This is a genomic window from Paracoccus sp. N5, from assembly GCF_000371965.1.
Lineage (GTDB): Bacteria > Pseudomonadota > Alphaproteobacteria > Rhodobacterales > Rhodobacteraceae > Paracoccus.
Genome location: NZ_AQUO01000002.1, coordinates 691,797 through 704,036, shown reverse-complemented (window position 1 = coordinate 704,036; position 12,240 = coordinate 691,797). Strand labels below are relative to the sequence as shown.

Genomic DNA, 12,240 nt, shown 5'->3' with positions numbered 1-12,240 from the left:
AGAGCGCGCGCCTAGTGCTCGGCCGGGCGGATCAGCGGCACCTCGTTGCCGGCCGCGTCGAAAAGCTTGCCATCCAGGAAATAATCCCCGTCCTCGAGCTGCGAGATGTCGGTGTAACGGATCACCCGCTCGGCCGCGGCGCCGAAGACCGAGGGCTCCTCCGAATTCCCGGCGGTGAAGTGGTTGAACATCAGGTTCAGCAGGATCGCCATGATGGCCGAGGAGCTGATGCCGGAGTGGAAGATCGTCTGCACCCAGGTCGGGAAATGGTGGTAGAACTCGGGCAGCATGATCGGCAGCGTGCCGAAGCCGATCGAGGTCGCGACGATGATCAGGTTCATGTTGCCGTGGTAATCGACCTTGGCGAGCGTGCGGATGCCGCTGGCCGCGACCGTCCCGAACAGCACGATCCCCGCCCCGCCCAGCACCGGCATCGGGATGGTGGCGACGACGCGGCCCATGATCGGCAACAGGCCCAGCAGCACCAGGATCAGCCCGCCGGTGGCGACGACATAGCGGCTTTTCACCCCGGTGACCGCGACCAGCCCGACGTTCTGGGCGAATGCGCTTTGCGTGAACGAACCCACGACCGGCGCCAGCATCGAGGACAGCATGTCGGCGCGCAGCCCGTCGCCCAGCCGGCGCGAATCGACCTTGGTCTCGACGATCTCGCCCACGGCGAAGATGTCGGCCGAGGTCTCGACCAGCGTGACCAGGATCACGATGAACATCGAGATGGTCGCCGCCACCCCGAAGGTCGGCCAGCCGAAGTGGAAGATGTCCGGCAGCGCGAAGACCGCGCCATTGCCGACCTGGGAAAAGTCGGTCATGCCGGTCAGCCATGCGATCAGCGTGCCCGCGACCAGCGCCAGCAGGATCGACAGGCGCGAGATGGTGGCATTGCCGACCTTGCTGAGCAGCAGCACGATGGCCAGCGTCACCCCGGCCAGCAGGATGTTTTCCACGCTGCCGAAATTCTCGGCCTTGCTGTTGCCGCCCATGGCCCAGCGACCGGCGACCGGCATCAGCGTCAGCCCGATGGTGGTGATGACGATGCCCGCGACCAGCGGCGGAAAGAAGCGCGTGATGCGCGAGAAGATGGGCGTGATCAGCAGCCCCAGGAAAGAGGCCGCGATCACGGCGCCGAACACCGCCTGGATGCCGCCATTGCCCGAGATGGTGATCATCGTGGCGACGCCGGCAAAGGACACGCCCTGCACCAGCGGCAGCTGGCAGCCGAAGAAGGGCAGGCCCATGGTCTGCAGGATCGTGGCCACCCCACCCGCGAACAGCGATGCGGTGATCAAGAGCCCGATGTCGGCCGGCGACAGGCCCGCGGCCTGGCCGACGATCAGCGGCACGGCGACGATGCCGCCATACATGGTCAGGATGTGCTGGATGCCGTAGGCGATATTGGCGAAAAGCCCGAGCTTCTCGTCCTCGGGCCGCGTGGCGGCCGCGGCCGGGGCCGAAGGCGGGGCCGAAGCCGGGGCCATGTCTGGGGTTGTCTGCACGGTGTTCTCCTCCGTCTCGTCGGACCCTGCGCTCTCTCCTCGCGGGGGCTGACCGGAATTTAGCGGGATGGGTGCCGGCTGACTTTGCATGATCGGTTTAAGCTAACCCAAGCTGCGATAGAAAGTCGCAGCCTGGCACGCAGCCGGTCGCGGCCGCCGCCGGGGGCCGGCGGCGCGGATTTCAAGGGGAGTTTGCGGAAAGAAGGACCGGCCCAAGGGGGCCGGCCGGGGCGCGGTTCAGCTGCCGCGATAGGTCGAATAGCCGTAGGGCGAGATCAGCAGCGGCACATGGTAATGGTCCTGTTCCGACATGCCGAAGCGCAGCGGCACCACGTCCAGGAAGCGCGGCTGCGCCGCCTGGTGGCCGATGCCGTCGAGCCAGGCGCCGACATGGAACACCAGCTCGTATTCGCCGGCCTGGAACTCGGCTTCGGGCAGGATGTGCTTGTCGGTGCGGCCGTCGTGGTTGGTGACGGTCTCGGCAATCAGCCGGCGCTCGCCGTCCAGGCGGTAGAGCTCGATCCGCATGCCCTGCGCGGGCGTGCCATTGGCGGTGTCCAGCACATGGGTGGTCAGATAGCCGGGCATAGTCTTCCTTTCCTTGTCAATCCGCCAGCCGCACGATGGCACGGCGGGCCTGTTCGTTCAGATGATTCGTGTCGGCGCCGGTCAGGTGATGATCCTGCACCACGGCGCGGCCCTCGACATAGACCGCGCGCGGCCGGATCGGCGCGCAGAAGACCAGCGCCGCGACCGGGTCCCATTGCCCGGCGGCCGGCAGTTCGGAAACGTCCCACAGCACCAGGTCGGCGCGCTTGCCGGGCTCCAGCGCGCCGATGTCGCTGCGGCCCAGCACGCGGGCGCCGCCTAGGGTGGCGATCTCCAGCGCCTCGCGGGCGCCCATCGCCGCCGGCCCGTCGCGCAGGCGCGCGACCAGCATGGCCTGCCGCGCCTCGAGCCCCAGATGCGAGCAGTCGTTGCTGGCCGAGCCATCGACGCCCAGACCCACCGGCACGCCCGCATCGCGCATCTTGCGGACCGGCGCGATGCCCGAGGCAAGCCGCGCGTTCGAGCAGGGGCAATGCGCCACCCCGGTGCCGGTGCGGGCGAAGAGGTCGATTTCCTTGTCGGACAGTTTCACGCAATGCGCGTGCCAGACATCGTCGCCGGTCCAGCCCAGGCTTTCGGCATAGTCGCCGGGCAGCATGCCGAAATTTTCCAGCGAATAAGCGATGTCCTCGTCGTTTTCCGCCAGGTGGGTGTGCAGACGCACGCCCTTGTCGCGGGCGAGAATGGCGGCGTCGCGCATCAGTTCCCGACCGACCGAGAAGGGCGAGCAGGGCGCGAGGCCGACCTGCACCATGGCGCCGGGGTTCGGGTCGTGGAAGGCGGCGACGACGCGCTCGCTGTCCTTGAGGATCGCGGCCTCGGATTCGACCAGCGCGTCGGGCGGCAGGCCGCCCTTGGACTCGCCGATCGACATGGCGCCGCGGGTGGCGGTGAAGCGGATGCCGATCTCCGCCGCCGCCTCGATGCTGTCGTCCAGCCGCGACCCGTTCGGGAACAGATACAGGTGGTCCGACGAGCAGGTGCAGCCCGACAGCGCCAGCTCGGCCAGGCCGATGCGGGTGGACAGGCGAATGTCGTCGGGCGTCATGCGGCCCCAGATCGGATAGAGCGTGCGCAGCCAGCCGAACAGCGCCGCGTCCTGCGCCGCAGGCACCGCGCGGGTCAGGGTCTGGAACAGGTGGTGATGCGTGTTGACGAGGCCGGGCGTGACGACGCAGCCCCGCGCCTCGACCACTTCGCTGCCCTCGGCCACCAGGCCGGTGCCGACCGCGGAGATCACCCCGCCGTCCACCAGCACGTCGCCGCCCGCGATCTCGCGCCGGGCGCCGTCCATGGTGACGACCACCTCGGCGCCGCGAATGAGCAGGCGTCTTGCCATCAATGAGCCTCCGCTGCATGGGCCGCCGCGGCGATTTCCTCGTCCGAGGTATGCGGCGCACCGTTGAAGAACCAGTTCAGCCCGACGGCGGCCAGCGCGGCCAGCAGGATGCCGGAATGGATCAGCGTGTGCAGAGAATGCGGCAGCCACTGGTTGAAGTCGGGCGCGATCATCGGCACCATGCCAAGCCCCAGCGAGACGGCGACGATGAACAGGTTGTGCTTGTTGCCCTTGAAATCGACGGTCGACAGGATGCGGATGCCGGTCGCGGCGACCATGCCGAACATCACCAGCCCCGCGCCGCCCAGCACCGTGGTCGGCAGGCTTTCGACCAGCGCGCCCATCTTGGGGATCAACCCCAGCACGATCATGATCGCGCCGCCCGCCACGCAGACGAAGCGCGAGCGCACGCCGGTCACGCCGACCAGGCCCACGTTCTGGCTGAAGGACGTATAGGGGAAGGTGTTGAACAGCCCGCCGATGGCGGTGCCGAGCCCGTCCACGCGCAGGCCCGCGGCCAGCGCCCTGGGTGTCATGCGGCGGCCGCAGATGTCGGACAGCGCCAGGAACATGCCGGTCGACTCGATCATGGTCACGAACATGACCAGAAGCATGGTCAGGATCATCACCGGATCGAAGATCGGCGCGCCGAAATGCAGGGGCTTGATCGGCGCGAACCAGGCCGCGCCCAAGACGCCGCCGAAATGCATCATGCCCAGGGTGGCGGCCAGCACGCCGCCGATGACGATGCCCAGAAGCACCGCGATATTGGCGACGAAGCCCCGCGCATAACGCGCGATCAGCAGGATCGAGGCCAGCACGGTGATGCCGATCAGGATGCGCGGCAGCGAGGCATATTCGGGGTTGGCCACGGTCGGCAGCAGCTTGACGGCCTCGGGCACGCCGCCGGCGGCGCGGGCGGCGTCAAGCCAGGCCTGGGCGGCGGGATCGACCAGCTTCGGCGCGGTCGGGCCGACGGGCAGGCCGAAGATCCAGTTGATGCCCACCGGCATCAGAGACACGCCGATGACCAGGATCACCGTGCCGGTGACGACGCTGGGAAAGAACCGCAGCATGCGGCTGACCAGCGGCGCGAACAGGATCGAGATCAGGCCCGCCGCCATGATGGCGCCGAACATCATCCGCGCGCCCTCGGGGCCGGGATTGGCCGAGGCGATGGCGACCATGGGCCCCACGGCCGCGAAGGTCACGCCCATCATCACCGGCAGCTTGATGCCGAACCATTGCGTGGCGCCGAAGCTTTGAATGATGGTGACGATCCCGCAGACGAACAGGTCGGCGGAAATCAGGAAGGCCACGTCCTGCGGCGAAAGCTGCAGGGCGCGGCCGACGATCAGCGGCACCGCGATGGCGCCGGCATACATGACCAGCACATGCTGGAGACCCAGGGTCAACAGCCGAGGAGCGGCGATGCGCTCCTCGACCGGATCGAACCCGGGCGGGGTTCGGCTTACTTGCATTCGTCCCATACCTCCCAGTTTTCAGGACGTTACTTCAGATCTCGACCTCTTGCGCCAGTCCCTTTTCCTTGGCGATTTCAAGGACTTTTTGCGCCACGGCCAGGTCTTGCAGGCCCACGCCGGTGCCGTCGAAGATCGTGACCTCCGCGCCGTCGCGGCCCGGATCGTCGCCCGAGACCACCGCGCCCAGCTCGCCGATCGCCTCCTCCGCGATCAGGCCCGCCGCGATGGCGTGCTGGCATTCGCCGATCGTCACCGACTGCGCGACCTCGTCGGTGAACACCCGGGCGCGCGCGACCAGCGCCGGGTCCAGCTCCTGCTTGCCCTTGGTGTCGGTGCCCATGGCCGCGATATGCGTCGGGCCCTTGACGTGCTGATCCATCAGCAGCGGCGAGAAGGACGAGGTGATCGAGATGATCACGTCGGCTTCCGCGCCCAGCCGGTCCAGCTCGACCGCCTCGAAGGGCAGGCCCAGATCGGCCGCGGTATCGGCCAGCCGGGTCAGCATCTCGGGATGCGGGTTCCAGCCGATGACCTTTTCGAAGCCGTGCACGGCAGCCGCCGCCCGCATCTGGAAGGCGGACTGGTGGCCGGCGCCGATCATGCCCAGCACCTTGGCACCTTTCGGCGCCAGATACTTGATCGACACCGCCGAGGCCGCCGCGGTGCGCAGCGCCGTCAGCAGGTTGCCCCCGATGGCGGCCGAGACCCGGCCGGTATCGGGGTCGAACAGGAACACCGTGGACTGGTGGTTGATCAGGTTGTGCTTCTGGTTGTTCGGCCAGTAGCCGCCGGCCTTCAGGCCCAGCACCAGCGCCGAGGCGTCGAAGCCGCCCTTGAAGCCATAGAGCGCATCCTCATGCCCGATGGCCTCGCGGACCACCGGGAAGTTGTAGGCCTTGCGCCGGGCCATCGAGGCAAAGACCGCCTCGATGGCCTCGAAGGCCGCCTCGGGGGTCATCAGACCCGCGATTTCCTTTTCGGCGACGACGAACATCAATAGGCCTTTCCGCGCGCCGAGACCGGCCAGACCGACTCGACCTTGCCGTTCCGGACGCCGACATACCAGTCGTGCACGTTGCAGGTCGGGTCGCAATGGCCGGGCACCAGCCGCAGCTTGTCGTTGACCTTCAGCACGCCCTGCGGATCCTCGACCACGCCATGCTCGTCGCTGCACTTGATGTATTTCACATCGTCGCGGCCATAGATGAAGGGCAGGCCGCTGTCGACCGACTGCGCCTTCAGGCCCGCATCGACCACCGCCAGATGCGGCTTGGCATGGCTCATGACCGAGGTCAGGATGAACAGCGCGTTTTCCCATTCGCCCTGGTCGATGCGCTTTCCGTCCTTGTCGTGGATGCGGCCGTAATCCGCGTCCATGAAGGCATAGGAGCCGCATTGCAATTCGTTGTAAACGCCCGAATTGCTTTCGAAATAATAGGAGCCGGTGCCGCCGCCCGAGACGAATTCGGGCTTGAGCCCTTCGGCGGTCAGCGCGTCCACGGCATCCTTGACCTGCGCGATGGCGGCGTCGAGCTTCGCCTTGCGATCCTCATAGCTGTCCATGTGCTGCATGGCGCCCTGATAGGCCTGGATGCCCTTGAAGGTCAGGCCGGGGGCTGCCGCCACGGCGCGGGCGATTTCCAGCACTTCCGGGGTGGTCTTGACGCCGCAGCGACCGGCGCCGCAGTCGATCTCGATGAACACGCCAAGGTTGGTGCCGTGCTTTTGCGCCGCCGCCGACAGGTCAGCCACGTTCGCCACGTCATCGACGCATACCGTCACGGTCGCGCCCAGCTTCGGCATGCGGGCCAGGCGGTCGATCTTGGCCGCGTCGCGGACCTGGTTCGACACCAGGATGTCCTTGATGCCGCCACGGGCAAAGACTTCGGCCTCGCTGACCTTCTGGCAGCAGACGCCGACGGCGCCGCCCAGGGATTCCTGCAGCTTCTGCACGTCGACCGACTTGTGCATCTTGCCGTGGCTGCGGTGGCGCATGCCATGGGCCTTGGCGTAGTCGCCCATCTTCCTGATGTTGCGCTCCAGCGCGTCCAGGTCCAGGATCAGGCAGGGCGTCTGGATGTCGCCCTCGTCCATGCCGGGCAGGGCGGGAATGTCATAGCCGACTTCGAAGCCGGCGAAATCCGCTTTCGCGTTCATGGGAATGCTCCTCAGATCCAGGGCAGCTTGTCGAGATCGACATTGCCGCCGGTAACGATGATGCCGACGCGCTTGCCGGCGAAGGCTTCGGGGTTCTTCAGGATGGTGGCCAGCGGCACGGCGCTGCTGGGCTCCATCACGATGCGCAGGTGCTTCCAGATCAGCTTCATCGCATCGACGATCTCGGCGTCCGAGGCGGTGTAGATCTCGCTGACGTGGTTCCTGACGAAATGCCAGGTCAGGTCCTTGAGCGGCACCAGGAGGCCGTCTGCGATGGTCTTGGGCGCGTCGTCGGCGATGATGTGGCCGGCCTTGAAGCTGCGATAGGCGTCGTCGGCCTGCTCGGGCTCGGCCGCGATCACCTTGACCTCGGGCGCCAGCGTCGAGAGCGTCAGGCAGGTGCCCGAGATCATGCCGCCGCCGCCGATCGGCGCGACCATCATGTCGAGCCCGTCGGTCTGCTCCATCACCTCGCGGGCGCATGTGCCCTGGCCGGCGATCACGCGCGGGTCGTTATAGGGATGGACGAAATCGCCGCCGGTCTCGGCCTGCACCTTGGCGAAGGTTTCCTCGCGCGAGCTGGTCGAGGGCTCGCATTCGGTGATCTTGCCGCCATAGCGGCGCACGGTGTCCTTCTTGGCCTGCGGCGCGGTGCGCGGCATGACCACGTTGCAGGGGATGCCGCGCAGCATGGCCGCGTAGCTGAGGCAGGAGGCATGGTTGCCCGAGCTGTGCGTGGCGACGCCCTTGGCCGCCTGCGCCTCGTCCAGGCCGAAGACCGCGTTGGTGGCGCCGCGGACCTTGAAGGCCCCCGGCTCCTGGAAATTCTCGCATTTGAAGAACAGCTGCGCGCCGGCGAGCTCGTTCAGGTAATCCGAGGTGCGGATCGGCGTGCGGCGGATATGCGGCTTGATGCGCTCATGCGCGTCCAGCATGTCCTGATAGGTCGGGATATACATGGCGTCCTTCATCCCTCAGGCGGCCTTTTTCAGCGCCGCGGCGGTGGACTGGCGATAGTGCTCCTGCGCGGCGGCGACGCCCGAGCCCAGCTTGACCGGCAGGCCCAGGTCGGCCATCACCATCTCGGCCGTGGCGATCCCCGACAGCGCCATGGCGTCGGTCAGGCTGCCCAGGTGGCCGATGCGGAACACCTTGCCCGCGACTTCGCCCAGGCCGGTGCCGAAGGCCATGTCATAGGTCTCCAGCGCATGGCTGACGATGCGGTTGGCGTCGAAACCCTCGGGCACGCGGATGGCGCTGACGCTGTCGGAATAAAGCTCGGGCCGGACGGCGCAGAGCTTCAGCCCCCAGGCCTCGACCGCGGCGCGCACGCCGGAGGCGATGCGGTTGTGGCGGGCAAAGACGTTCTCGAGCCCTTCGGACAGCAGCCGCTCGCAGGCGACGTTCAAGCCGTTGATCAGGCCGACCGGCGGCGTGTAGGGATAGCCGTTGCGGGCATAGCCGGTCGCCATGTCGCGGATGTCGAAGAAGGTGCGCGGCAGGCGGGCGGTCTCGACCGCCTCCATCGCCTTGGGCGAGAAGCCGACGATGGCCAGGCCCGGCGGCAGCATGAAGCCCTTCTGGCTGCCGGTGACGGCGATGTCGACGCCCCATTCGTCCATGCGGAAATCCATCGAGCCGATGGAGCTGACGCCATCGACGAACAGCAGCGCCGGGTGCTTGGCCGCGTCCAGCGCGCGGCGGACGGCGGCGATGTCGGATTTGACGCCGGTCGCGGTCTCGTTATGCGTGGCCAGCACGACGCGGATCTCGTGGCCCTTGTCGGCGGTCAGGATCTCCTCGAAGCGGTCGGCCGGGATGCCTTCGCCCCAGGGCGTCTCGACATAGGTCACGTCCAGGCTGTGGCGCTGGCACATATCGATCCAGCGGTGGCTGAACATGCCGTTGCGCGCGGCCAGCACCTTGTCGCCGGGCGACAGCGTGTTGCTGATGGCGGTTTCCCAGCCGCCGGTGCCGGTCGAGGGAAACAGGAAAACCTGCGCGCTCTCGGTTTTCAGCACTTTTTTGACGCCTTCCAGGGCGGGGTGCAGCATGCGGCCGAACACCGGCGAGCGGTGGTCGATGGTGGGCATGTCGACGGCCTTGCGCATCTCCTCGGGGATGTTGGTCGGGCCGGGAATGAAGATCGGGTTCTGGCTGGTCATGGCAATTCCTCCTGCGCTTGTCACCCAGCCTAGGCCCTGCTGTCCATTCGGGCAATTTTTCTGAAAAATATTTCGCAATCGCGGAAAAACCGTGTAAAAGGACATGGAAACAGGATGTTGGGCTTTTCCATGCGGGATTCCTGATTTTCAATAATCCCGCATATCTATCGCAAGGAATATTTGAATGTCAGCAGAGCTGCGCAAAAGGGGCCGCCCGCGCGGGCGCACGGCCGGGGCGGGGGCCGAGGATTCGGGCGGCATCCGCGCGCTCGACCGGGCGCTGGACATCCTGGACCTGATCGCCAGTTCCAGCGGGCTCACGCTCAGCGAGATCGGGCAGCGGCTCGACATGGCGCCCTCGACCGTGCACCGGGTGCTGGTGACGCTGGCCGCGCGCGGCGTGGCCGAGACCGATCCCGCGACCCAGGCCTGGCATGTCGGGCCGACCGCCTTTCGCCATGGCTCGGCCTTCATGCGCCGCTCGGGGCTGGTGGAACGCGCGCGCCCGCTGTTGCGGCGGCTGATGGAGCAGACCGGCGAGACCGCGAACCTTGGCATCCTGAACGGCGATGCGGTGCTGTTCCTGTCCCAGGCCGAAACGCATGAGACGATCCGTGCCTTCTTTCCGCCCGGCACCCGCTCGGCGCTGCATGCCTCGGGGATCGGCAAGGCGCTTTTGGCGCATGTCCGCCCGGCACAGTTGCGGCTGATGCTGCAGGGGATGGCGTTGCAGCGTTTTACCGACAAGACCCTGACCGAAGCGCAGGCGCTGGAGCAGGATCTGGCCCGGATCCGCGCCCGCGGCTATTCGCTGGACAATGAGGAACGCACGCCCGGGATGCGCTGCATCGCGGCGCCGATCTTCGACCTTTCGGGCGAGGCGGCGGCGGGGATCTCGGTCTCGGGGCCGACGTTGCGCATGTCGGACGCGCGGCTGGAGGCGATGTCCGAGGCGGTGATCGCGGCGGCGCGCGAACTGTCCTTTGGCATGACGCCGGCGCGGGGAACGGGCGGCGAATCGTGATTCCTCATCCGCCCGCCAGCCTAAATGCGCAAAATTGCGCCAAATTACCGGGAAACCGGCGCGGTCGTTAAGTGAATTGGCGGATTCACGCCCAGTTCACGCGGGCCGGCCTAGCCTCTTGCAGCAGCCGTCGCGTCGGGACCGGCCTACGGTCCCGGCGCTGTCCGCAAGGAGCTTTGGTGATGGACGATTACACGCCCCGTTTCGGCATTCTGCACCCGCAGCGCGCCCACCCGGTCCCGCAGGCGGACGACGACCCCGATCCCGCGGAGGTTGTGGCCGGCGGCGTGCTGGATGCCGGCAACGCGGCGAGCCGGCTTTACGGGGCCTGCAGCGTCGAGACCTATCGCGCCGCGGGTGCGCTGCATGCCGCGCATCGCGATGCCGAAGGCTTCCTCGATGCGGTGGACGGCTTTGCCACCCCCGAATTCTGGCGCCGCGACCTCGGCGTGAAATCCTGGATCTATGATCGGCGCGAGACCGAGCACGCTCCCGGCCGCGACATGGATTCCGTGCGGGTCTTCTATCACGCCGGCCACGGTCGCACCGATGAGCGCGGCGTCTTCCACCTGCCGATGGGGGCGCTGTGGAACGGCGCCGACCATTGCCTGACCTCGGAGCGGATGCGCTTCGGCGGCGGCGGGCTGCGCTATCTGTTCTGGTCGGCCAGCCAGTCGCTGCCCTGCGACGTGAGCCAGGATCAGGGCCAGGGGCCGGCGCAGGTCTGGGCGCGGGCCAATGCCGGGCTGCGGATGATGTTCGGCTTCGACAGCTCCTGCTGGGATTCGGGCCAATACGGCCGCAATTTCTGGCGGCACTGGCGGCTGGGCAAGAGTTTCTCGCAAGCCTGGCTGGACGGCTGCGGCGACGTCTCGACCGACCAGAGCCCGGCGGTGGCCGCCTGCGGCGACAGCCGCGACGAGGCGCTGGACCGGCTGTTTCACGAACGGCGCTTTCGCGCGGCGGCGGCGGGCGGGACCTGGTGGGCCTGGCGCTGGCATGTCCCGACCCCGCTTGGCCCGCGCGAGCCCGGGCTCTCGACCCCGCCCGAGGCCTTCTCGGCCGTGCGGCTGGTGCCCCCGGCCGAAGATCACGCCCTGGCCGGCGAGGTCCTGTCGCGCATCGGCGGCGAGCCTGGGCTGCTCTGCCGGCAGGGCGAGGACGGGCTGCGCCTGGAACAGGGCGGAAGCCTGTTCCACCTGCGCCCCGACGGCCGCATCCTGCTGGCCTTCGCGCCCAGCCGGCCCGGGCAGCAGGCCCGCATGCCGCTGCAGCGCCGGGCGCTGGTCGCCCGCGCCCGCAGTGCGCTGCGCCGCTACGGCTTTCTGCAACCGGGCTGCGAGCTGGTCTTCGACCGGGTGCTGCTGGCCATGTCGGCCAGCGCCACCCCCTGCCGCCCCGACGAGCCTGCCCGCGAAAGCCTGGACGAGATCGTGGTGCAGTTCCGCCAGAGCTTTGCCGGCATCCCGGTGCTGACACCGGATTCGGGCAAGCTGCGGCTGACCATGCGCCCGGACGGCACGGTGCTGCGCATCGAATCGAGCCTGCGCCGCGTGGCCGAGCTGCTGCCGGCCCGCGCCCATCGCAACGGCCTGCCGGACGATCCGGCCCCGCCGGCCGGCGCCGAAACCGGGCTCGAGCCGCCGGCGATCCCGCAGATGCTGGCCCAGCATTCGGCGCGGCTGATGCGCGACCTGGCGGCACGCGGCGCGGCGCCGCTGGAACTGACCGTGCTGCCGGGCACGCAGGAAATCGGCTACGGAATCCGCAGCAACACGGCGCGTCTCGTGGCCCGCAAGGCGATCGAGATCGAATGCCGGCGCGGCTTTCGCAAGCGTTACTGGATCCAGTCCGACCTGGGTGACTGACGATCCGGTAGCCCGGGGACGGAGGCAGCCGTCTCCGGGCACAATTCGGCGGCCGGGCAGGGGCCCGGTCCCAGATCTCT

At 68.0% G+C, this 12,240-nt stretch carries 10 protein-coding genes; 2 read left to right on the top strand and 8 right to left on the bottom strand.

Annotated elements, in window-relative coordinates; translation table 11 throughout:
* Positions 1 to 11: 11 nt before the first annotated feature.
* The 8 genes from PARN5_RS0117750 to bhcA form a co-directional block, all read right to left on the bottom strand.
* On the bottom strand, positions 12 to 1,514 hold the full coding sequence (locus PARN5_RS0117750; RefSeq protein WP_232419449.1) for a nucleobase:cation symporter-2 family protein: 1,503 nt from the start codon (positions 1,512 to 1,514) through the stop codon (positions 12 to 14).
* 237 nt (positions 1,515 to 1,751) lie between these two features.
* Positions 1,752 to 2,102: a hydroxyisourate hydrolase gene (gene uraH / locus PARN5_RS0117745; RefSeq protein ID WP_018001117.1), complete on the bottom strand. Its 351-nt coding sequence runs from the start codon at positions 2,100 to 2,102 to the stop codon at positions 1,752 to 1,754.
* A gap of 16 nt (positions 2,103 to 2,118) precedes the next feature.
* Positions 2,119 to 3,462 (bottom strand): 8-oxoguanine deaminase, encoded by a 1,344-nt coding sequence (locus PARN5_RS0117740; protein WP_018001116.1) that lies wholly within the window; start codon positions 3,460 to 3,462, stop codon positions 2,119 to 2,121.
* Positions 3,462 to 4,943 carry a nucleobase:cation symporter-2 family protein gene (locus tag PARN5_RS0117735; RefSeq protein ID WP_026155543.1) on the bottom strand — a complete coding sequence of 494 codons (1,482 nt, stop codon included), beginning with the start codon at positions 4,941 to 4,943 and terminating at the stop codon, positions 3,462 to 3,464. Before PARN5_RS0117735 ends, PARN5_RS0117740 begins: the two co-directional genes overlap by 1 nt.
* Before the next feature lie 34 nt (positions 4,944 to 4,977).
* A complete protein-coding gene (bhcD, locus tag PARN5_RS0117730; RefSeq protein WP_018001114.1) occupies positions 4,978 to 5,940 on the bottom strand; it encodes an iminosuccinate reductase BhcD in 963 nt (320 codons plus the stop codon).
* Positions 5,940 to 7,103: a 3-hydroxy-D-aspartate aldolase BhcC gene (gene bhcC, locus PARN5_RS0117725; RefSeq protein ID WP_018001113.1), complete on the bottom strand. Its 1,164-nt coding sequence runs from the start codon at positions 7,101 to 7,103 to the stop codon at positions 5,940 to 5,942. The genes bhcD and bhcC overlap by 1 nt, the downstream gene beginning before the upstream one ends.
* A gap of 11 nt (positions 7,104 to 7,114) precedes the next feature.
* A complete protein-coding gene (gene bhcB, locus PARN5_RS0117720; RefSeq protein ID WP_018001112.1) occupies positions 7,115 to 8,074 on the bottom strand; it encodes a beta-hydroxyaspartate dehydratase BhcB in 960 nt (319 codons plus the stop codon).
* Positions 8,075 to 8,077: 3 nt separating this feature from the next.
* A complete protein-coding gene (gene bhcA, locus PARN5_RS0117715) occupies positions 8,078 to 9,268 on the bottom strand; it encodes an L-aspartate--glyoxylate aminotransferase BhcA (RefSeq protein ID WP_018001111.1) in 1,191 nt (396 codons plus the stop codon).
* A 184-nt stretch (positions 9,269 to 9,452) separates the two neighbouring features.
* Here bhcA and bhcR point away from each other — a divergent pair, with 184 nt between their 5' ends.
* Together bhcR and PARN5_RS0117705 are read left to right on the top strand one after the other, a co-directional pair.
* Positions 9,453 to 10,292 (top strand): HTH-type transcriptional regulator BhcR, encoded by an 840-nt coding sequence (gene bhcR / locus PARN5_RS0117710; protein ID WP_018001110.1) that lies wholly within the window; start codon positions 9,453 to 9,455, stop codon positions 10,290 to 10,292.
* A 182-nt stretch (positions 10,293 to 10,474) separates the two neighbouring features.
* The gene (locus PARN5_RS0117705) at positions 10,475 to 12,160 is read left to right on the top strand and encodes a DUF6345 domain-containing protein (protein ID WP_018001109.1); all 1,686 of its coding nucleotides are present in this window, start codon (positions 10,475 to 10,477) and stop codon (positions 12,158 to 12,160) included.
* The last annotated feature ends 80 nt before the right edge of the window (positions 12,161 to 12,240 follow it).

Coding starts and splice junctions, on each gene's coding strand:
- uraH (WP_018001117.1), bottom strand. CDS start 2,102: ATGCCCGGCTATCTGACCACCCATGTGCTGGACACCGCCAATGGCACG.
- PARN5_RS0117740 (WP_018001116.1), bottom strand. CDS start 3,462: ATGGCAAGACGCCTGCTCATTCGCGGCGCCGAGGTGGTCGTCACCATG.
- PARN5_RS0117735 (WP_026155543.1), bottom strand. CDS start 4,943: ATGCAAGTAAGCCGAACCCCGCCCGGGTTCGATCCGGTCGAGGAGCGC.
- bhcD (WP_018001114.1), bottom strand. CDS start 5,940: ATGTTCGTCGTCGCCGAAAAGGAAATCGCGGGTCTGATGACCCCCGAG.
- bhcC (WP_018001113.1), bottom strand. CDS start 7,103: ATGAACGCGAAAGCGGATTTCGCCGGCTTCGAAGTCGGCTATGACATT.
- bhcB (WP_018001112.1), bottom strand. CDS start 8,074: ATGAAGGACGCCATGTATATCCCGACCTATCAGGACATGCTGGACGCG.
- bhcA (WP_018001111.1), bottom strand. CDS start 9,268: ATGACCAGCCAGAACCCGATCTTCATTCCCGGCCCGACCAACATCCCC.
- bhcR (WP_018001110.1), top strand. CDS start 9,453: ATGTCAGCAGAGCTGCGCAAAAGGGGCCGCCCGCGCGGGCGCACGGCC.
- PARN5_RS0117705 (WP_018001109.1), top strand. CDS start 10,475: ATGGACGATTACACGCCCCGTTTCGGCATTCTGCACCCGCAGCGCGCC.